Origin of the sequence: Brevibacillus sp. NPDC003359, from assembly GCF_042878995.1 — a bacterium.
GTDB lineage: Bacteria > Bacillota > Bacilli > Brevibacillales > Brevibacillaceae > Brevibacillus.
Genome location: NZ_JBIAOR010000001.1, coordinates 25,992 through 48,750 on the forward strand (window position 1 = coordinate 25,992; position 22,759 = coordinate 48,750).

The 22,759-nt window shown below is 48.0% G+C and carries 10 protein-coding genes; 8 read left to right on the forward strand and 2 right to left on the reverse strand.

The features are described from left to right. Positions 1-61 precede the first annotated feature (61 nt). The 7 genes from lgrD (at position 62) to ACFYU8_RS00045 (ending at position 18,682) form a co-directional block, all read left to right on the forward strand. Positions 62-15,316 carry a linear gramicidin non-ribosomal peptide synthetase LgrD gene (lgrD, locus tag ACFYU8_RS00015; protein WP_390297140.1) on the forward strand — a complete coding sequence of 5,085 codons (15,255 nt, stop codon included), beginning with the start codon at positions 62-64 and terminating at the stop codon, positions 15,314-15,316. Positions 15,317-15,420: 104 nt separating this feature from the next. After that, positions 15,421-15,615, forward strand: coding sequence for a PLD nuclease N-terminal domain-containing protein (locus tag ACFYU8_RS00020; RefSeq protein WP_007729128.1), 195 nt, complete (start codon positions 15,421-15,423; stop codon positions 15,613-15,615). A 32-nt stretch (positions 15,616-15,647) separates the two neighbouring features. After that, the gene (locus ACFYU8_RS00025; protein WP_390297137.1) at positions 15,648-16,565 is read left to right on the forward strand and encodes an ABC transporter ATP-binding protein; all 918 of its coding nucleotides are present in this window, start codon (positions 15,648-15,650) and stop codon (positions 16,563-16,565) included. After that, a complete protein-coding gene (locus tag ACFYU8_RS00030) occupies positions 16,565-17,350 on the forward strand; it encodes an ABC transporter permease (RefSeq protein ID WP_390297134.1) in 786 nt (261 codons plus the stop codon). Before ACFYU8_RS00025 ends, ACFYU8_RS00030 begins: the two co-directional genes overlap by 1 nt. A 15-nt stretch (positions 17,351-17,365) precedes the next feature. Next, the gene (locus ACFYU8_RS00035; RefSeq protein WP_390297131.1) at positions 17,366-18,127 is read left to right on the forward strand and encodes a CPBP family glutamic-type intramembrane protease; all 762 of its coding nucleotides are present in this window, start codon (positions 17,366-17,368) and stop codon (positions 18,125-18,127) included. A gap of 9 nt (positions 18,128-18,136) precedes the next feature. Next, positions 18,137-18,454 (forward strand): heavy metal-binding domain-containing protein, encoded by a 318-nt coding sequence (locus ACFYU8_RS00040; RefSeq protein ID WP_390297128.1) that lies wholly within the window; start codon positions 18,137-18,139, stop codon positions 18,452-18,454. A 3-nt stretch (positions 18,455-18,457) separates the two neighbouring features. Beyond that, the gene (locus ACFYU8_RS00045) at positions 18,458-18,682 is read left to right on the forward strand and encodes a hypothetical protein (RefSeq protein ID WP_007729139.1); all 225 of its coding nucleotides are present in this window, start codon (positions 18,458-18,460) and stop codon (positions 18,680-18,682) included. 132 nt (positions 18,683-18,814) lie between these two features. On the opposite strand, the gene ACFYU8_RS00050 is transcribed toward ACFYU8_RS00045, so the two are convergent. Then, positions 18,815-19,996 (reverse strand): NupC/NupG family nucleoside CNT transporter, encoded by a 1,182-nt coding sequence (locus ACFYU8_RS00050; protein WP_390297125.1) that lies wholly within the window; start codon positions 19,994-19,996, stop codon positions 18,815-18,817. Between the two features lie 207 nt (positions 19,997-20,203). Between ACFYU8_RS00050 and ACFYU8_RS00055 the strand changes: the two genes are divergently transcribed. Beyond that, positions 20,204-20,740 carry a DL-endopeptidase inhibitor IseA family protein gene (locus tag ACFYU8_RS00055; RefSeq protein WP_390297122.1) on the forward strand — a complete coding sequence of 179 codons (537 nt, stop codon included), beginning with the start codon at positions 20,204-20,206 and terminating at the stop codon, positions 20,738-20,740. A gap of 56 nt (positions 20,741-20,796) precedes the next feature. Here ACFYU8_RS00055 and asnB read toward each other — a convergent pair whose 3' ends face one another. Continuing rightward, positions 20,797-22,644 carry an asparagine synthase (glutamine-hydrolyzing) gene (gene asnB, locus ACFYU8_RS00060; RefSeq protein ID WP_390297119.1) on the reverse strand — a complete coding sequence of 616 codons (1,848 nt, stop codon included), beginning with the start codon at positions 22,642-22,644 and terminating at the stop codon, positions 20,797-20,799. Between the last annotated feature and the right edge of the window lie 115 nt (positions 22,645-22,759).

Below are 22,759 nucleotides of genomic sequence, written 5' to 3' on the forward strand. Positions count from 1 at the left end.
CATAGAGGCGTCAATCACGGCGCCTCTATGGCAAATTTTTTATGGGAGTGGGCAGGAGAAGATGAATAACATTGAAACGTATTATCCCGTTACTCCTTTGCAGCAGGGACTCATTTTCCACAGCTTGCTGGAACCAGAGTCTGGAGCCTATATCGTACAGATGGGCTTGAAGCTGCAAGGTCCCTTGAATATTCCGTTATTCGAACAGGCATGGCAATGCCTAGTAGACAGACACGCTATTTTTCGCACCAGGTTTATTGGCGGTAAAGTAAAAGAATACGTCCAGGTTGTCTTGAAAGAGCTGAAGGTTTCCCTGGTGGAACATGACATTATTCATCTTTCCTCCTCCGAACAAGAAGCGTTTCTACATGCCTTTACCAAAGATGATCGCAAACGTGGTTTCAATATCGAAGAAGCGCCGTTGATGAGATTAAATCTGTTCCATTTGAGTAGTAATACCTTTCATTTTTCGTGGACCTTGCACCACGTGCTGATAGATGGATGGAGTATGCCGCTAGTCTTCGGGGAAGTATTTGCTGCGTACAACATGCTATGCAATGGGCAGCCTGTACAACTTCCTCCGGTTAAATCTTACCGTGACTACATCGTCTGGCTGAAAAAGCAGGACTTGAAGCAAGCGGAGGCGTTTTGGCGCACGTATCTACAAGGCTTTACGGAAACCACTCCACTTTCATTCGGTCGAGCTTATAAAAATCCGTATCTTGATCAGAAAAATTATCGGGAGCTAGATCTGACCGTTTCCGAGGCAATCTCCAAATCATTACAGACATTGGCTCGTCAACATCGCCTGACGGTCAACACGATTGTGCAAGGCGCATGGGCACTGCTGTTGAATCGCTACAGTGGACAGGATGACATTATTTTCGGCGCTACGGTATCCGGACGTCCTGCCGATTTGCCTGGAGTCGAGACGATGATTGGTCTGTTTATTAATACACTCCCTGTCCGCGTGCAGGTAAAAGCGGAGGAGAGCGTAATCAATTGGCTCAAATCTCTGCAACAACAGCAAGCCGACTTCCGCCAGTACGAATATACCCCACTAGTGGAAATCCAAGGCTGGAGCGACTTGCCGCGTGGACAATCCCTATTTGAGAGCATTCTCGTTTTTGAAAATACGCCTGTCGGTAATTCTAGCGGCGGTAGTGGAGAGAGTGAGCTTTCGATCATAGATGTACATTCCGAGGAGCAAACCAATTATCCATTTACTCTGGTTGCGGCGTCAGGAAAAACAATCGACATCAAAGTCAAATTTGATGAAAGTCAGTTTGAGCTTCCATCTATTGAGCGAGTTCTTGATCAGCTTCATTCACTACTAATCTCTATCGCTAAAAACGCCAAGCAACGGATTGCCGACCTTTCTATGATCAGCGAAAACGAACGTGAACAGGTTCTCGTTCAGTGGAACCAGACGGCGGAGGAATATCCGAGCGGCCTGTGCATTCATCAGGCGTTTGAACAACAAGTGGAGAAATCATCAGATGCGATTGCAGTTACTTATAAAAACATAGAGCTAACCTACAAGGAATTAAACGAGCGAGCAAACCAACTGGCCCATCAGCTCGTAAGTAAAGGGGTAAAACCGGATACACTCGTAGGCATATGCGTAAAGCGTTCTCCTGAGATGATCATCGGTATACTCGGTGTTTTAAAATCGGGAGCTGCCTACGTACCGATTGACCCGGCTTACCCGCAAGAGCGCATCGCCTATATGATCGAGGATTCACAGACAAATGTTGTGCTGACCCAGCAGTCTCTCATGGACATCTTGCCAGCAACACAGGCAAATGTCATTTGTATAGACAGCAATCATGTAACGAATGAACCTATCGCCAACGTTGCTTGCAAGGTCACAGACCATAACCTTGCCTACGTAATCTATACGTCTGGCTCAACAGGACAGCCAAAAGGGGTAATGGTTGAGCACCACAGTGTGATAAATATGGCTCATGCCTTGATCAATGCTTTTGATATTCAGCCAACCAGTCGTGTTCTGCAATTTACCTCGTTTAGCTTCGACGTATCGGTGTCGGAGATTGTGATGGCCATACTCGCTGGTGCGACGCTGGTCATCGAGGATCGAGAGTCCCTTTTGCCAGGCCCTGAGCTGATCCAAGTTTTGCAAGAACAACGCATTACCACCGTATCCATGGTTTCTTCCGTACTGGCAGCACTGCCTGATGCTGACCTGCCTGACCTAAGCACCTTGATTGTAGGCGGAGAAGCTCCGAGCCGTGAACTTGTGGCACGCTATGCGGCGAATCGCCAGTTCTTCAACTGCTACGGTCCAACGGAAGCAACGGTCTGCTCCACTATGATGCGTTGCCATGCTGGAATGAGCAATCCGCCTATCGGTCGACCAATCGCCAACGCGACGATGTACGTTCTGGATGCAAATATGCAGCCCGTGCCTATCGGCGTACCAGGTGAACTGTATATCGGAGGAAAAGGCTTGGCTCGCGGCTACTGGAATCGTACAGAACAAACAGTAGAGCGCTTTATCACTCATCCGTTCGGCAAAGAAGGAGAGCTACTCTATCGGACGGGCGACCTTGTTCGCTATCTGCAAGACGGCAACCTCGAATTCCTTGGACGTATGGATGATCAAGTCAAAATTCGTGGTTACCGCATTGAATTGGGAGAAATTGAAAATTCGCTCAGACAGCATCCTGCCGTCCATGAAGTTGTGGTCATCGTCCGTGAAGAAAAAGCGGGAGGCAAACGCTTGGCCGCTTATCTGGTAGCAACGGGAGACAAGCCAACCGCCGAGGAACTCGCTCTTTTCCTGAAAGAATCGTTGCCTGAATACATGATACCAGCAGGCTTTGTATGGCTAGAGACTATTCCGCTCACGGTTAATGGAAAAGTAGACCGACGAGCACTACCAGTACCAGATTGGGGACAACTTTCCACGCAGCGTAATTATGTTGCCCCCCGTACTCCTACAGAGGAGCTGGTAGCCAACATCTGGTCGCAGGTTCTCTCGGTAGAACGAGTCGGTAGCTACGACGATTTCTTTGAGCTTGGAGGCCATTCTCTTTTGGCTACGCAAACCATCTCCCGCTTAAAAGAAGCGTTTAGCGTAGAGTTACCGCTCCGTGCCTTATTCGAATATTCGACAGTCAACAGACTCAGCGAATTGATAGTATCCATGAACGAGGACAAATCTGGACTCCCGAGCATTCCGCTCGTACCAGTTTCACGTGATCGACATTTGCCGCTTTCGTTTGCACAGCAGCGCTTATGGTTCTTTGACCGCTTGATGCCAAACAGTGCGCTCTACAACATTCCAACTGCCATTCGTTTGCAAGGAGAGCTTAACATTGAAGCGCTGGAGCAAAGTTTGCAGATGATTATTTGCCGTCACGAGAGCTTGCGTACAACGTTCTCCGACATCAACGGGGAAGCTGTTCAGGTGATTCATCCAGAGTTTGATTGGAAACTGAGCAGAATGGATATACGAGAGCTGCCAGATGATAGACGAGACGACGAAGGACAACGCTTGACCAAAGAAGATGCGAACAAGCCGTTTGACCTCGTCACAGGACCGCTCATGCGTGCGACGATTATTCAAACAGGAGAGCAGGATTTCATCTTCCTGCTGAACGTACACCATATCATCGCCGATGGTTGGTCAGCGGGTGTTTTAATCAGCGAATTATTTACCTGCTATCAGGCATTTAGCAAATCAGAAGTACCGCAACTTACCAACCTGCCTATACAATACGCAGATTATGCGGCATGGCAGCGCGAATGGCTTACAGGAGACGTATTGGAAAAACAACTGTCCTACTGGCGTGCAAAGCTGGGTGGAGCAGAACCGCTTCTCGACTTGCCGACAGATCGTCCCCGTCCTGCTGTTCAGTCCTATGAAGGAAACAGCATCACACTGATGTTTGACAAAGAATTGATGACGAATCTGCTTTCCTTGAGCAAACGCGAAGGTACGACGTTGTTTATGACGTTGCTCGCAGCATTCGAAGTATTTCTGTATCGATATACAGGACAAGACGACATCCTCGTCGGTACTCCTGTAGCAGGACGCAGTCACCAAGAGACAGAAGGATTAATTGGATTTTTCATCAACACATTGGCGATGCGAACAGATTTGTCTGGCGACCCTAGCTTCAGAGAGGTACTTAGCCGTGTGCGGGAAACAGCCTTGGGAGCCTATTCCCATCAAGATCTACCCTTTGAAAAGCTCGTAGACGAGCTGCAATTAGAGCGCAGTCTCAGTTACTCACCATTGTTCCAAGTGATGTTCGTTCTGCAAAATATTCCGGTTCAGGTAGAAGCACTTGACGGGATTCGCATTTTGCCACCAAAAGGTAGTCAACAGGTAGAGACAACCAAGTTTGATCTCACTTTGACGATGGCAGAGACGGCAGACGGTCTGTCCGCTACATTCGAGTACAACACATCTCTATTTAATCAGAATACAGTAGAACGAATGATCGAACACTTTACCCAACTGCTCAAAGCCGTTGCTGCCAACGCAAATCAAGCCATCACCGCTTTACAACTGATGGGAGAAACGGAGCAGCAGCAGGTAGTATCTGAATGGAACAACACCGTAGTTGCCTACTCCAAGGATCATTGCGTGCATGAACTGGTGGATCAGGTCGCTCATGAAATGCCCAACCAGCTGGCTATTCTCACACGCGACCAATCCATTACCTATGCGGAATTGAATGCCAAAGCGAATCAACTGGCGCATTATCTGCAGAAACAGGGAATCGGTCAGGAAAATCTGGTAGGGATCTGCGTTGAGCGCTCTATCGAGATGCTGATCGGTCAATTGGCTATTATGAAAGCTGGCGGTGCCTACGTACCAATGGACCCAGCGTATCCCAAGGATCGTCTCGCCTTCATGATGCAGGATGCAGGTATGTCGATTGTACTTACACAAGCCAGACTCGCAGAAAAACTCCCTGCGGGTACGAGCCAATTGATTTGCCTAGACTCAGACTGGGAGTCGATCGCCCAAGAAAGTACGACGATTCCAATGAACTTGACTACGACGAACCAGCTTGCTTATGTCATCTACACATCTGGTTCGACAGGTACTCCAAAAGGGGTTGAGATCGAGCACGCCGCGCTTCTCAATCTAATTTCTTGGCATCAACGAGTATATAATGTCACGTCCGTAGATCGAGCATCGCAGATCTCTGGGACGGCATTTGATGCATCTGTATGGGAAATTTGGCCTTATTTAACAAAAGGATCCACACTTTATTTGCCAGAAGAGGAAATCCGTCTCGTACCGGAAAAACTCCGTGATTGGCTCATCCATTCTGAGATCACCATCAGCTTTTTGCCGACGCCTTTAACAGAGAGTTTGCTGGCTCTGGATTGGCCGAGCCATACCAAGCTTCGTTACATGCTGACAGGAGGAGACAAGCTCCATCACTATCCAAGTGCGAAACTGCCGTTTACCCTGGTGAACCAATACGGTCCAACCGAAAACGCAGTCGTTGCAACAGCTGGTATCGTTCCGATAGGGGCAGGACAAAGCTTTGCACCATCCATTGGACGTCCTATTAACAACGTGCAAGTCTATATTCTCGATGCGCGTATGCAGCCTGTTCCCGTAGGAGTCACTGGTGAGCTATACATTGGAGGAAGTTCCTTGGCGCGTGGCTATCTGAACCGTCCTGAACTGACACAAGAGCGCTTTGTCACTCATCCTTTTAGTGAAATAGAAGGAGCACGTCTCTACCGTACAGGGGATTTGGTGCGCTACCTGGCGGACAGCAACATTGAGTTCATCGGTCGTGCAGATGATCAGACGAGTATTCGTGGATTCCGTGTCGAATTGGGGGAAGTAGAAACAGCCATTCTCGCTCACCCTGCGGTAAAAGAAGCAGTGGTCACTGTCTGCACGGATCATCAAGGAACGAAGCGTCTTGCTTCCTATCTGGTTTTAGAAGAGGACACGGAGATTGCCACAAGTGACATTCGCAAAGCACTAAAGGAAGTACTGCCTGATTACATGGTTCCTGCGTTTTTCATCCCGTTAGATTATCTGCCGCTCACACCAAACGGAAAGGTAGATCGTAAAAATTTGCCTGCACCTGATTTCAATCGTCCTGAGTTGGAAGGGGAATTTGTGTCACCGACTACGGAGAAGGAGCAACACCTTGCCGCTATATGGAAAGAAGTTCTCGGTATTGACCAAATTGGTATACACGATAATTTCTTCGAGCTGGGTGGTGATTCGATTCTCAGTATCCAGATTGTGTCACGTGCCAATCAATCTGGTCTAAGGCTCACTCCGAAGCAATTATTCGAATACCAAACGATCGCTGAATTAGCAGAGGTCGTAGAGGAAAAAGAAGAGATCCTTGCTGAACAAGGTCCTATTATCGGCGAATTGCCACTCTTGCCGATTCAGAAGTGGTTCTTCCAGCTTCCGTTGGAGAACAGACATCACTGGAATCAATCCGTGCTACTCTCCATCCAGGCAGGCATTGATCAGGAAGCACTGAAACAAGCGGTAGGGCACTTACTCTTTCAGCACGATGCTTTACGCATGCGCTATACACAGACAGAGTTCGGCTGGAAGCAAGAGATGGATGCGCCAAGTGATGCGATTCCATTCCGGATTGAAAATCTGTCCCACCTTACACCAGATGAACAATTCAAGGCCATCGAAAAGATTGCAGATGAGACGCAGGCAAGTCTGAATTTGTTTGAAGGGCATGTGGTTCAGTCCATTTATTTCTATTTGGGTCAAGACAAACCCAATCGTTTGTTGATCGTCGCCCATCACTTAGTCATAGACGGGGTATCGTGGCGCATCATTCTCGAAGACTTGCAAAACGCCTACCAACAAATTGCCGCAGGGCAAGAGGTGAAACTACCAGCGAAAACTACATCCTACAAAGAATGGGCGGATGAACTGGAGCGCTACGCGAATTCAGATGCTTTGCAAAACGAAAAAAGATACTGGATGACCAAATCCTCCGTCGATTCAGCACAACTACCTGTGGACGTGACAGATGATGGGGAAAATACAGAAGCAACTACAAAGTCCGTCAGCGCTACATTGACCAGCGAAGAAACCAAAGCACTACTGCAAAACGTACCGCAGGCATACCGCACTCAGATCAATGACGTCCTGCTAAGCGCTTTGGCGAAGTCACTTACTCGGTGGACGGGTAATCGATCTGTGTTCGTAAACGTAGAAGGGCATGGCCGTGAAGAATTGTCAGAGAGAATCGATCTGTCCCGTACCATCGGCTGGTTCACCAGCATGTATCCGGTGCACCTTCAATGGGACGAAACATTCTCCGTAGGAAAAGCACTTTTGACGACCAAAGAAGAACTGCGTGCGATCCCAAACAAAGGGCTTGGTTACGGCGTTCTTCGTTACCTCCATGCGGATCAGAATATTGTCGATGAAATTTCCCACATTCAAGCACAAGTGCTGTTCAACTACATGGGCAAAATCGATCAGATTGTCGATGGCGATTCCTTATTTGGCTGGGCACCTGAGTCCAGCGGTTCCAACCTTAGCCCGGCCGCTCAACGACACCACCTGATCGACGTGAATAGTGTCGTTGCAGGGGAACAACTGCATGTGACTTGGCGATACAGTGAGAAGATTCATCAAGAGAGCACGATTACAGCAGTCGCAAAGGACTTTATGGATGCGCTTCGTGAGATTATTGCCCATTGTGCAACAGAAGAAGCTGGCGGTTACTCACCATCCGATTTCCCTCTGGCTGTATTGGATCAGAAGAGCATCGACAAACACATCGGTTCTGACCGACATATCGAGGATATCTATACACTTTCTCCGCTCCAACAGGGGATGCTGTTCCACTCGCTATATGCACACGACAGCGGGGATTACGTTGTCCAATTTGCCATTAATTTCAAAAACCTGAATGTGCCGGTATTAGAGCAAGCATGGCAAAAAGTTATGGACCGCCATTCCATTCTAAGAACGTACTTCATCTGGGAAGGTTTGAATCAATCACACCAAATTGTCCGCAAAGAGGTAAACGTATCTCTCCGTCAGGAAGATTGGCGCCATCTGCATACGGATGTACAGGATGAGATGTTTACCGCTTTTCTAGAGGAAGACCGTAGACGAAGCTTCGATATTACACATGCACCTTTGTCACGATGGGTTGTTTTCCGAACAGGAGAAGAAAGCTATCGCTTCGTTTGGAGCTTCCATCACGTTCTACTTGATGGCTGGAGCGTTCCTTTGGTACTTAATGAACTGTTTGCCTATTATGCCTCGATCAGCGAAGGACAAGAAGTTAAGCTTGGACATCCTCAGCCGTTTTCCCAGTACATTGCTTGGTTGAAACGTCAGGATATGCAGGAAGCCAAGCGATTCTGGGTAAACCAACTAAAAGGCTTCTACGAACCAACCACCTTGGGAATGAGCAAAACAGTAGTCACCGCGGGACCGAAGCAATACGAAGAGAAGAGCATCCTCATGTCAGAAGAAACAAGCGAGCACTTGCAAAAATTCGTACGCGAACGTCAGTTAACACTCAATACCTTGGTACAAGGGGCGTGGGGCTGGATTCTGGGAAGCTACAGCGGGGAAGAGGAAGTAATTTTTGGTGCGACAGGTTCAGGTCGTCCGGCAGACCTCTCCAATGTTGAGACGATCGTAGGCTCCTTCATCAATACCTTACCTGTTCGGATATCATTGCAGACGAACGCGACCGTGCTAGAGTGGCTGAGAGACTTGCAGCACAGACAGTTAGAGATACGCCATTATGAATACACTCCGCTGTTCGACATCCAAGGATGGAGCGAACTGCCGCGTGGATCTGCACTGTTTGAATCGATACTCGTATTTGAGAACTATCCGGCTGTACAAGCAGCAGGGCAAGAAACAGACGAGTCTAATGCAGCTTTGCCCAGTGTTTCTTTGGAAATTCACGATGTAGCAGCTGTCGAACAAACTAATTATCCACTTACCTTGGTGGCAGCACCAGGCAAGCAAGTGGCAATCAAACTCAAGTATGAACAAAACCGTTTTGATGACGCGATGATCGACCGGGTCTTGAACCAAATTACCCAACTCATGGTCACTATGAGCAAGTCTCCGGAGATGCATCTGAGTGACGTGACGTTGATAGATGATATCGAGCGGGAGCAGGTACTCTTCGATTGGAATCGCACGGAGAAGGAGTATCCACGCGATCTTTGCATCCATCAGGCATTTGAACAACAAGTCGCGGAAACTCCAGAAAATATTGCACTTGAGTATAAAAAACAAGCCTTGACTTATGCGGAGCTGAACCAAAGAGCCAACCAGTTAGCGCATCTGCTTCTTGCTCAAGGAGTGCAGCCTGATACGACTGTTGCCATCTGCGTGGAGCGCTCCATGGAAATGATCATAGGCATTCTTGGTGTGTTAAAAGCGGGAGCAGCCTATGTACCGGTTGATCCAGCTCATCCCGAAGAAAGAATGTCCTTCATGCTGGAAGATTCACAAGCAGCTGTCGTGCTGACACAAGCGAGACTTGCAGAGCCATTCACAAAAACGAAAGCTAACGTCATCTGCCTGGATGAAGATATGTTCTACGAGCAGATGTCCGTAGAAAACGCACAAAGCGATGGAGTATCAACCAATCTCGCCTATGTCATCTACACATCCGGTACCACTGGATTGCCTAAAGGGGTAGCTGTTGAGCATCGCAGTGTGATGAATATGGTGCAGGCTTACATGAATTACTTCGAAATATCCGAATCCAGCCGTGTCCTGCAATTTACGTCATTTGGCTTCGACGTTTCCATTTCTGAGATTCTACAGGCTCTGCTCTCTGGAGGAACGTTAGTCATCGAAGATCGTGAGTCTCTGTTACCAGGCCCAGACCTCGTTCGCACCCTTCGTGAACGTCGCATCAGCAAGGTATCAATGGCATCTTCGGTACTCGCGTCACTACCTGTTGAAGAGTATTCCGATCTGGTCTGCCTTGAGGTGGGAGGAGACGCATGCAGCCGTGAACTGGTTTCCCACTATGCAAAAGGACGAAAATTTTATAACTGCTACGGACCGACGGAAGCAACAGTTGGTACGGTCATCGCTCTTTTAACGGATGCTGACAATACCCCGACTATTGGTCGTCCATTCCCGAATACCAAGCTGTACGTGTTAGATCGAAATCTTCAGCCAGTCCCTATCGGTGTTCCGGGAGAGCTGTACATTGGTGGCGAGAGTCTTTCGCGTGGTTATTGGAATCGTCCAGAGCTTACAGCAGAGCGTTTTATTCCGAATCCATTCGGTCAACCGGGAGAACGACTCTATCGAACAGGCGACCTCGTTCGTTATCTGCCAGATGGCAACGTGGACTACATCGGTCGTGTCGACGATCAGGTAAAAATCCGTGGGTTCCGTATCGAGTTAGGCGAAATTGCAGAGGCATTGAGACAACATGAAGCAATCAAAGAAGCAGTCGTTATTGCGAGAGAAGCTAGACCTGGTGACAAACGATTGGTAGCATATCTGACCAATGCTTTGGAGCAGGAGACGTCCATAGACGAAATCAAGCTATGGCTCAAAGAGAAACTTCCCGAGTACATGATTCCGTCGCATTTCATGTGGCTTCCGGAAATTCGACTTACGGTCAACGGAAAAATTGACCGCAAAGCATTACCTACACCAGATTGGGGCCAGCTTACAGCTGTATATGTCGCTCCACGTACCCCAGTGGAAGAAATGGTCGCCAACGTCTTTGCTGAAATACTCTCCACAGAGAAAGTGGGCGTACATGACAACTTTTTCGAATTAGGCGGACACTCCCTGCTCGCAACGCAGACAGTTTCACGCCTGCGGGAAATCTTTGGGGTAGAGTTGCAAATTCGTACGTTGTTTGAATACCCAACAGTCGAAGGGCTTAGTGAACAGCTGGTTATTCTCACCAAGCAAACATCCATCAAGATGGCTCCACCGATTGTGAACGTATCTCGCAAAGAACCGCTCCCATTGTCATTTACTCAGCAGCGTTTGTGGTTCCTGGAGCAGTTCACGCAAGGAAGCTCAGTCAACAATATTCCTTCCTTCCTACGTATCCAAGGAGACCTCAGTATATTCGCTTGGGAAAAAAGCTTGAAAGCCATCATACAGCGTCACGAGAGCTTGCGTACTCGCTTTGAGGTTCGTGACGGACGACCTGTTCAAGTGATTCACCCTCAGGATGACTGGGTAATGAACCAAACCGATCTGCGGGCTATGGACCCTGCTGAACGGGAAGCGGAAGTCAAACGCCTTGCCGAGCAGGCCACACTCGAGCCATTTGACCTGACCAAAGGTCCGTTGCTCCGTGCAAATCTGGTTCAGTTCGACGAAAAAGACTTTGTGTTCCTGTTCGTGATGCACCACATTGCTGCAGACGGTTGGTCGATGGGAATTTTGATGAGCGAATTAATGACCAATTACAAAGCGTTTAGTCAAGGAGTGGCATCGCCACTTACGGAATTGCCGATCCAATATGCAGATTTTGCCGTCTGGCAGCGTGAATGGTTAAGTGGAGAGGTTCTTGATGGACAGCTCGAGTACTGGAGAGAAAAACTCAAGGGCAGCGAACCATTACTGCAACTGCCAACAGATCGACCGCGCCCATCTGTACAAACATACGAAGGAGAGAAGCTCTCCATTCAGTTTGGAGCCGACCTCTTGGAAGAATTGCGTAATCTGAGCGGAAAAGAAACGACTACACTCTTCATGACATTGGTTGCAGCCTTCCAAACTCTGTTGTACCGCTATACGAATCAAGAAGATATTCTCGTCGGAACTCCGATTGCGGGACGTAACAAACAAGAGACGGAGCAGTTGATCGGTTACTTCATCAATACACTCGTTTTACGCACAGATATGTCAGGTCAACCAAGCTTCCGCGAATTGCTTGCACGCGTTCGTGAAACAGCTCTGGGAGCTTATGCACACCAAGACGTTCCGTTTGAAAAATTGTTAGATGAACTGCAGCTGGAGCGTAGCATGAGCTACTCGCCACTATTCCAGGTGATGTTTATTCTGCAAAACATCCCGATGCAGGTAGATCCTGTTCATGATATTCAGATAAGCAGCTTTGACGTCGGCGCGGAAGCCGTCACCTCGAAGTTCGATTTGACGGTGACCATGCTGGAGACATCAGACGGTCTCATCGCTACCCTGGAGTACAACAAGGCGTTGTTTGATCACAGTACTATCGTTCGAATGTTTGATCATTTCCACAAGCTTCTGGAAGAAATCATTGCCAACCCGGATCAGTCAATCACCTTGCTACCGCTCATGCGTGAGGAAGAGGAACAACGACTAATTACCGAATGGAATCGTACAGAAGCGCCGTACTCGAAAGAAAAATGCGTTTATGAAATGATTGAGGACATGGTGGCGAAAGCCCCGGACAACATCGCTCTAATCGTAGGAGATCAAACGATTACCTACAGCGAGTTGAACAGACAAGCGAACAAGCTGGCTCATTATTTACGCAAGCAAGGAGTAGGACCCGAAGTGCTCGTCGGTGTCTGCGCACAGCGGACAACCGAGATGATTATTGGACTTTTGGCCATTATGAAAGCAGGCGGCGCCTATGTGCCAATCGACCCAAGCTATCCGGCAGACCGCATTGCCTACATCATCGAACACTCACAGGTTCCAGTCCTATTAACGCAAGAAAATCTGCTGCCAACTCTGCCTGAGCACCACGCCAAAGTGATCTGCCTAGACAGTGATTGGGAAGTAGTTGCCGACGAAAGCGAGGAGAACCCGACCAAGCTTTCGACTTCTGACAATTTGATCTATGTCATCTACACGTCAGGTTCTACAGGCAATCCAAAAGGTGTAGCACTCGAACATCGCAGTGTCATCTACTTCCTATCGTGGGCACTCGACACTTTCACTCCAGAGGAGATGAGCGGCGTACTATTCTCCACGTCAATCTGCTTTGACTTGTCTGTCTACGAAATGTTCGCAACACTGACCATGGGTGGCAAAGTTATCATGGCGGAAAATGCATTACAATTGCCAGCCTTGCCAGCAGCCAATCAGGTGACACTGATCAATACCGTACCGTCAGCAGCAATGGAGCTTGTGCGTATGAAAGGTATTCCAGCGTCGGTGCGCGTCATGAACCTATGCGGTGAGCCACTTTCTAACAAGTTGGCGCAGGAATTGTATACCTTTGAAAACGTAGAAAAAGTCTTTAATCTCTACGGACCGACAGAGGACACCGTTTACTCTACACACTCAATCGTGAAAAAAGGAGCCATCATCGAACCACTGATCGGACGACCGCAGTTCAATACTCAAGTATTTGTATTGGATAGCCATCGCAAACCAGTTCCAGTAGGGGTGCCGGGAGAATTGTACCTCAGTGGATCAGGCTTAGCACGTGGCTATCTACACCGCCCCGATCTGACCATGGAACGCTTTGTGCAAAATCCGTTCCGTGAGCCAGGGGAGAGAATGTACCGGACTGGAGATCTCGTACGCTACTTGCCAGATGGGAATCTTCAGTTTATGGGACGTGTTGATTACCAGGTCAAAATCCGCGGCTACCGCATCGAGTTGGGCGAAATCGAATCTGTCCTGAGACGCCACCCTGATGTCAAGGAAGTCGTGCTGGTCGCTCGTGAAGACAGAGAAGGAGACAAACGTCTGGTAGCGTACATCGTGTTCGAAGCGAATCACACAAGTACGTCTTATGACCTGAACCACTTCCTGACCGACAAGCTTCCAGCCTATATGATCCCGCAACACTTTATGATCATGGAGAGCCTACCGAAGACGCCAAACGGTAAACTGGATCGCAAAGCGCTACCGAAGCCGGAATACGACCGTTCGGAATCAGGCGTCGAATACAAAGCGCCGCAAACGCCAGTCGAGATCATGTTGCATACACACTGGGTCGCCGTACTGGAAATGGACAAAATCGGAGTGCACGACAACTTCTTTGAGGTTGGTGGTCACTCATTGCTCGCTACCCAGCTTATCTTCAAGATTCGCGAAGAGCTACAGCTTGAGGTACCGCTGCGAATCCTGTTCGAGACCCCGACTATTGCGGGTATGGCTAAGACCATCGAGGAAATTCTCAAACACGGTCTTTCTGCTGTTTCCCATGACATCGACGCAAAGGATCTCAAGGATGAAGTCGTACTCGATCCTGCGATTCAGCCTGAGCATCCGTACGTAGGTGATCCAAGCCAGTTCCAAGCGGCATTGTTGACAGGAGCCACTGGTTTCCTTGGTGCTTTCTTGTTGCGTGATCTCCTACAGATGACAGACGCTGACATTTACTGCCTCGTTCGAGCTTCTGACGAAGAGGAAGGAATGGCACGACTACGCAAAACATTAGAGCTATACGAGTTATGGAATGAGGAGCAGGCGCATCGGATTATTCCTGTAATCGGTGATTTGGCACAGCCACGACTCAATCTGTCCGACGATCAGTACTCCGAGCTGGCTGAAAAAGTGGATGTGCTCTACCACAACGGTGCTCTAGTTAACTTTGTCTATCCGTACGCAGCTCTGAAGAAAGCAAACGTAAAAGGGACTGAGGAAATCCTCCGCCTTGCTGTAGCCAAAAAGACCAAGCCTGTGCATTTCGTCTCAACGATTTTCACGTTTGCATCCGAAGAAACGGAAGAATCCATGGCCTTCCGCGAAGAGGACATGCCAGAGAACAGTCGCGTCCTCACTTCCGGTTATACACAGAGCAAGTGGGTAGCCGAGCATATCGTCAATCTCGCACGCGAACGCGGCATTCCAGCGGCGATATACCGTTGCGGACGGATGACTGGGGACAGCGAAACAGGAGCATGCCAGAAGGACGACCTGATGTGGAGAATTGCAGCAGGGATTATAGATTTGGGCAAAGCTCCTGACATGAGCGGGGATCTGGACATGATGCCAGTTGATTTTGCAAGTAAAGGAATCGTTCATCTCTCCATGACCGAGCAGAGTTTGAGCGAAAACTTCCACTTGCTCAACTCGAACGCAACCGATTACGAAGACCTGATTTCAGCGATTGAAAACAGAGGATTTGCTTTGGAACGAGTCACCATGGATGAGTGGATTGAAGCGGTGCAAGAAGATACGAAAGAAAAAGGCAATGAGGCCAACTCAGCCGCTCCGCTCGGCAACTTGTTCACAGACGGCCACACAAGCAGAGGAAGTGTAGTCTATGTAGGCAATAAAACGACTCGTATGCTGCGCCAAAACGACATTGAATGCCCGGAAATCGACGAAGAAGTTTTTGGTAAAGTCCTTGATTACTTTATCAGAAGCGGCCAACTAAAATTACCGGAACAAGCCCAGCTATAAAAAAATAAATGCCCATCCGTCACCTCATTTCATGGCGGCGGGTGGGAAAGTAATCAAAATAATGATAAACTTTAAAATAACTATAAAATTTGGAGGTTTTATCCATGCCGTTCGATATTCAGCTTCTTGCACCTATCATTGCTATTCAATTGATACTAGCAGTTATTGCTTTAATTGATTTGGCTCGACGAGAAGCGTACCGAGTTGCAGGTGGAAAAAAATGGCCGTGGGCTCTCGGCATTATCTTTATAAACACCTTGGGTCCGATCGTGTATTTCTTTGTAGGCAGAAAAGACTAGCTCAAGAGAACCGAGGAAAGGGTTGACATTCTTTGCGAGTAATTGAATGTGAAGGCCTCACAAAGGAATATAAAGACCATAAAGCGTTAAAGAACGTTACCTTTTCCGTCGATGGCATCGGTTGTGTCGGTTTTCTTGGGGGGAATGGTGCCGGGAAAACGACGACTATCCGCATCCTAACCGGATTGGCTGCACCGACCGGAGGAAAAGTGAGAGTAGTAGGCTACGACGTCGTGACCGACCGCAATAAAGTCACAAGTGAAGTAGGGTATTGTCCACAAATCCCAGCCTTTTACAACTACATGACAGCGACAGAGTGGATGCATTGGGTCGGTAGACTTTATGGATTGGACAAGCACACAATTGCGCAGCGGACAGATGAACTCTTGGAGTTATGCGGAATCAATGAGGCGAGGAACCGCCCAATAAGCGGTTACAGCGGAGGGATGAAACAGCGTCTGGGGATTGCCCAGGCGCTCATCCACAATCCCAAGCTACTCGTCTTGGACGAGCCAGTTTCCGCGCTCGACCCCATGGGCAGATATGACGTCTTATTACTAATAGAAAAGTTGAAGCAACATATGACTGTCTTCATGTCGACCCACATTTTGGATGACATCGAAAGAATCGCCGACCAGATCGTCATCATCAAGGACGGTACGGTGGTGCTGTCGTCCAGTTTGGATCAGCTGCGAGCAAACCATGTGGAGCCACTGATTGAGTTCAAGCTTGATCAACAGGACATAGATTTAACCGATGTATTGAATGGGCTAACCTGGATCAGGGAATGGAACCTAGACGGCGGTATTTACAAAGTTCTTACCAATGACATGGAAAAAGCCAAGGCACTCCTGCCTCACATTCTTCTGGAAACTGGCGGGACACTGGCGTATTATCACTTGTCCGTATCGACCCTCGAAGATATTTTCCTAAAGGTTGTGAATAACTGATGACTTCCCATCCAATGATCAGAAAAGAATTTAATGAATTGGTCAAAACCTACAAGATTCTCATTATCCCGATTGTGTTTATTGCTTTAATGATTACACAGCCGATCACGATGAAAATGCTCCCTGATATTTTGGCCAATTCTACTGGACTGCCGGAAGGGGCAGTCATCAAAATTCCAACCCCGTCTGCTCCGGAAGTACTCTCGACGGCGATTAGCAAGTTTAGCTCACTCGGCACGTTTGTGCTAATCCTTATCGTCATGGGATCAATTGCTGGAGAGAAAGCCTCTGGGGTAGCATCCATGGTATTCGTCAAGCCCATCAGTCGAGCCAAATACTATCTCGCCAAAGCCATTACCTACTACACTTTGACAATGGCAAGTATGCTGATCGGGATGGGGATAACCGCCTACTATACAGAGATCCTTTTCGGAAAACTAGATTGGACCCATGTATGGATAGGTACGTTGATGTACATACCGAATCTATTTCTTGTCGTCACTACAACTCTGTGCGCCTCCAGCTTTTTTAGCAATGCTGTTGGTGCCGGTGGAGCCTCGCTGGTATTCAATATCCTGATCTTCACTGTTCCACAATTTCTCGGTAAATTTTTGGATATGGTATCTCCAGGTGGATTGTCAAATGCGGCGATGATGATGATTCAAGAAAACTCAACTCTGGCTCAAGCAGCTATCACAGGTTTACCGGGCCTCGCAGGTGTCTTTATACTCAATATCGTGTTTTTCTTTATGGGCTGGTACTTTTTAGAACGATCAGAAATCTAAAGAGGAGGCGTAGAAATGGAACATTTTTGGCTGATTTGGTTGGTTAGTGTACTGTGCGCTCTATGCGCTATACCGATTCAATCCAACACGATTCGCCAACATGTACAGCTGCAAGCCGCCTTCGATCCTAATAACAAAGTCCCGCCTATTTCCGTCATGGTTGCGATTACGATCATTCAGAGTTGTGTATTTCTGGCTCTGGCAACTGCTATAGGCTTATGGCTCATGCCTTCCACTGGTTTTCGACTCTGGATTCTCGATCACTGGGTGTCCGGAGTGGAGCTGCCTTTTTCCATCTGGTCGTTTTGGGCCATATCTATTGGTTCAGGTATCGCGGTAGGCCTCTTGGTAAAATTGGTGGACCGTTATTTCTTTCAACTACACATGACCCCAATAATGGGTAAAGAACCGATTTCATCACGGTTCTTCGGCTTTCTCTCGTCTTTTTACGGAGGGGTTTGCGAAGAAGTGCTCATGCGTTTAGGGGTTATGACTGTTGTCGTATTTTTGGCACAGAAGATTGGATTGATGGGAATTTCCTATTGGCTGGGCATCTGCGTCGCCGCCATTGTTTTCGCTGTATCCCATCTCCCAACCAATTACATGACGTACGGAAAAGGCAAGATGGTCACTGTATGGACGTTGTTGCTAAACGGTATCTTGGGCATCTTGTTTGGCTTCCTATATTGGCGATACGGTTTAGAAGCTGCGATCATTAGTCATTTTAGCGCTGACATCGTGCTACATGTGATCTTCAAAAATAAAAGTAGAAAGTAGGAGAAGCAAATGATAGTTGTAACAACAGAAAACATTCCAGGATATCGTGTCGTTGAAGTAAAAGGAACGACATTCGGCTTGATCGTTCGAGCACGCGGAATTGGGGGAGACATCATGGCAGGTCTTCGTTCAGTAGTTGGCGGAGAAATCAAGGAATACACGGTGCTCTTGGAGGACGCGCGCAAACAGGCGCTTGACCGCATGATAAAAAACGCAACTGCCATGGGAGCTAACGCTGTGGTAATGTGTCGTTACGACTCTGGAAATATGGGAAATATGGGTGAAGTTGTCGCATACGGTACAGCAGTAGTCGTTGAAAAGGCGTAATGAATGATTTATATTCTTTATTACATCGTGTTTCAGATCTTGCTTTTCATCACCTTGCTAATCATTTCCAAAATCAAGGACAAGCGACTACACGCAGACCACGGAGAAATCGTCCCGCCCGGATTTGAGTCGACTAATGAAGTGACGATTGATCCTGTAACTCAGGAAAAGCGTCGTGTATACTTCAATCCGAAGACCGGGGATCGCTATTACAAAGTTGAAAAATAAGCGATGAGGGTTAGATGGGAAGTAGTCTGAACAGCAGCCGCATACAGAGGACGAGCAGTACTTAGCCGTACCCTTTGCATACAAAAAAAGTGTCCCTACTGCACATGGCAGAGGGACACTTTCTCATTTCACTTACAGGACGAAGCTGACAACGACACCAGACAAAAGACTTACCAGCGTGGCACCGAACAACAGCTTCAACCCAAAGCGAGCGACCACATTGGATTGTTTCTCATTCAGCCCTTTCACCGCACCAGCGATAATGCCGATAGAGGAGAAATTCGCGAACGAAACGAGGAAGACAGAGAGAATTCCTACTGTACGCGGGCTCAGTTCAGATACGACCTTGCCCAACTCGATCATCGCCACGAATTCGTTCGTTACGAGCTTCGTCGCCATGATACTACCAGCTGTCATCGCTTCCGCAAAAGGAATGCCCATAAGGATGGCAAAAGGAGCGAAGACAAAACCGAGTATTTCTTGGAACGTCCAGCCGAAAATCATGCCGAACAAGCTATTCACAGCAGCGATCAAGGCAACAAAACCGAGCAGCATTGCACCCACGACTACCGCTACCTTGAAGCCATCCATAATGTACTCGACGAGCATCTCGAAAAAGGATTGCTTCTCATTGCTTTGAATATCAAGCAAATCTTCTTCTTCTTCCACCGTATAAGGGTTGATGATAGAAGTGATAATGAAGCCGCCAAACAGATTCAGGAACAGTGCTGTGACGACGTATTTCGGCTCAATCATCGTCATGTACGCACCGACAATCGACATCGAAACAGTCGACATGGCTGACGCGCACAGCGTATACAGACGGTGCTCCGGCAAGGAACCAAGCTGTTTTTTCACAGTGATGAAGACTTCATTTTGGCCGACAATAGCGGAAGCGACAGCGTTGTAAGACTCCAGCCTACCCATGCCGTTAATTTTGCTCAGAACAAAGCCAATTGCCTTCATGATAATCGGCAAAATCTTGAAGTGCCGCAAAATACCAATCAGGACGGAAATGAAGACGATTGGGAGCAATACACTAAGGAAAAAGGACATTTGTCCGTCGTTTACCAGATTGCCAAATACGAAATTGATCCCTTCTGCCGCAAAGGCAAGAAGCTTTTCAAACGATTTGGAAATGGCTGAAACGAATATAAACCCAAACTTGGTATGCAGAAGAAGAAAGGCAAGCAAAAATTGCAGAGCAATCATGACGAATATCGGCTTGTATTTGACCTTTTTACGTCCATTGCTCCCTAACAATGCTAACCCGATCACGATGAGTAAGCCAGCGATGGGAATGATGAAATTCATTACAACCTCCAAGAAATTAAATAGTACTAAACTTAAAAGGCAAAAAAACGCACTCCCCGATTAGAGAAGTGAAAGCGGTTTATATTCTATCATCCCATTAATATGATTGCAATTTATATGTATGTTCAGAATTATTGTCCATTACGTTTGGAACGCTGAAATCGGGCGTACTAGCATAAGCCCACCACCATACGGTTTATGGAGGAGGTGAAATCCTTGGATGAGTTGCAGAGGCTCAAGCAGTTTATTACTTCAGCAGAGCATGTCTGGACTCAGATCGCGAATTCGCCGAGAGGAAAGCCTGTTTATACCGTAAACGGTGTGGATTACACGCCATTGCCCGAAAAATACAACACCAAACGAAAAATCTCCCGTGTTTTCCGCCGGTATTGGGGGAAGCAACTGACGGAAGTGATGATTCGGAATCTCCATTTGCGGATGCTGAAAGGAAAGCTCTGTGTTCCTTATCGTGACATCCCACCTTTTCCAGCAACCGTGCTGTCGTTGCAGATAAAAGTGAATCTGCAGAATCATCGGACCGTGGCTGCGATTCTGAGTGGGGGAGGGAAAAAAACACGAGTGGACTACCGTTTGATCCGAGTCGGCGCAACCAAAACGTTCACGATCATGAAACGCTCAGGCGAGCAGTTTGATCTGAGATATCAATCTCTTGCTACCATTCCCCTCAACCCAAAGTCACAACCCGCACCTAGACACAAGCAACGGGGAAAAACCAAAAAGTAACGAAAAGCTCCTCTAATCCCCCGTAAACCATAAGGGGCGAGGAGCTTTTGTTTTCGTTAGTCACGAATAGATACATGGTACTCCCGCAGCCAATAATCCAGCTGGCCGAGATAGGCAAACAACTGGGGTGTACTCATGAGCTGACCGAAAAACGGGATGCTCGAAGCCTGTGCATCTGACTCGGCAATTTTTCGAATAGTTGGTACATCAACCAGTTGAAGCAGCGGAGAGGAAGAGTCGTCTAAAATATCCAGCAGCCAAGAGCGAACGGCTTCCGTATAGGCCGGATTGTGTGTTTTCGGGTACGGGCTTTTCTTGCGATACAGGACCTCGTCCGGCAAAATTCCTTCCATAGCTTTTCGCAAAATTCCTTTTTCCCGATTCCCATGCGTCTTCATATCCCATGGGATGTTCCAGACATATTCCACGATGCGGTGGTCACAGAAAGGGACGCGCGCTTCCAGACTGGCCGCCATACTCATTCGGTCTTTGCGATCCAACAGTGTGTTCATGAACCATGTTATATTCAAATAAAACATTTCCCGTCGGCGAGCTTCAATCGGATCTTCGCCAGGAAGATGTGGGACTTCATCAAGAGACTCTTCATATCGCATGGCGACGTATTCCTCGGGTTTGACCCAATCACGTAGATCAGGTGATAGCCAGGACGCACGTTCTTTCGTCGCTCTCGACCAAGGGAACGTGCCGGCATTCAGCAGGTCTTCGCGATGAAACCATGGATACCCGCCAAATACTTCATCGGCGCATTCTCCAGAGAGGACAACGGTCGTCTCTTTTTTTATTTCGCGGCAAAACAGGTAAAGGGATGCATCCACATCAGCCATACCCGGCAAGTCACGGGCGAGTGTCGCTATTTTCAGGGAGTCAATCAAATCGTCTGTATCGAATTCGATCGTGTGATGTTGGGTTCCGAGAAACTTTGTAACGAGTTGCACATAAGGTTCATCCTCATTTGGTTGAAAAGTACTCGCCTTGAAATGCTTTCTGTTGTCGACATAATCGATGGAGTAGCTGTGCAGGGTTCCACGGCCTGTTTTTTGAAAATGATCGGCCGCGACAGCTGTTATAATGCTCGAGTCTAATCCGCCTGATAAGAGCGTCGAAACGGGCACATCTGCAACCAATTGGCGTTCAATCGAATCCGTGACTAACTCCCTGACACGTTCAGCAGTTGTCTTCAGGTCATCCGTATGTGGACGGCTTTCGAGCTGCCAGTAGCGTTTTTGCTTGACGCTATCACGCGTCACCAACAGATAGGAGCCAGGCCGCACCTCGTGTACGTTGTGAAAAACACCATGACCGGGCGTACGAGCGGGACTGATTCCGAAAACCTCCGCCAAGCCTTCACGAGAGAGCTCTGGTTTGACCTCAGGGTGAGCGAGCAAGGCTTTTAGCTCGGAGGCGAGCAGAAATGAACTGCCTCTTTGCGCATAAAATAATGGCTTAACCCCCATACGGTCACGGCCGACAAACAATCTTTGTTCGCGTTCGTCCCAGATCGCAAAAGCAAAGATACCGTTTAACTTTGACAGACAATCTGGGCCCCACTCCAAGTACGTGTGCAAAAGCACCTCCGTATCCGAGTGAGATTGAAAGGTATGTCCGCAAGCAAGCAGTTCTGCTCGCAAATCCTCGGTATTATACAATTCACCATTGTAAATCATGGTGCAGGCATGTTCGTTTTTGAGAGCCGACATAGGCTGCTGTCCGCCAGCAGGGTCTACGACTACAAGGCGACGATGACCGAGGGCCGCGCGCGGAGTCAGCCAATAGCCTTCTGCATCAGGGCCTCGATCCTTGAGGCATTGGGTCATTTTTTGCAGCACATCACGTTTACCAGATAAGTCCTTTTCCCAATCAATCCAGCCTACAATTCCACACATTGTATGATCACCCTTCTCCTGAAGCATTGCACACACAGCGTATGCAATCAGCCTAGCGAGGTTGTCTGTCCAGCAGGGAATTGAGAGTAATATGCGGAATTTATAGAAGATTTAA

What these genes read in the sequence shown, in the direction of transcription:
- ACFYU8_RS00020 (WP_007729128.1), top strand. Translation starts at nt 15,421, where the DNA reads ATGCCGTTCGATATTCAGCTTCTTGCACCTATCATTGCTATTCAATTG.
- ACFYU8_RS00035 (WP_390297131.1), top strand. Translation starts at nt 17,366, where the DNA reads ATGGAACATTTTTGGCTGATTTGGTTGGTTAGTGTACTGTGCGCTCTA.
- ACFYU8_RS00045 (WP_007729139.1), top strand. Translation starts at nt 18,458, where the DNA reads ATGATTTATATTCTTTATTACATCGTGTTTCAGATCTTGCTTTTCATC.
- ACFYU8_RS00030 (WP_390297134.1), top strand. Translation starts at nt 16,565, where the DNA reads ATGACTTCCCATCCAATGATCAGAAAAGAATTTAATGAATTGGTCAAA.
- ACFYU8_RS00040 (WP_390297128.1), top strand. Translation starts at nt 18,137, where the DNA reads ATGATAGTTGTAACAACAGAAAACATTCCAGGATATCGTGTCGTTGAA.
- ACFYU8_RS00050 (WP_390297125.1), bottom strand. Translation starts at nt 19,996, where the DNA reads ATGAATTTCATCATTCCCATCGCTGGCTTACTCATCGTGATCGGGTTA.
- lgrD (WP_390297140.1), top strand. Translation starts at nt 62, where the DNA reads ATGAATAACATTGAAACGTATTATCCCGTTACTCCTTTGCAGCAGGGA.
- asnB (WP_390297119.1), bottom strand. Translation starts at nt 22,644, where the DNA reads ATGTGTGGAATTGTAGGCTGGATTGATTGGGAAAAGGACTTATCTGGT.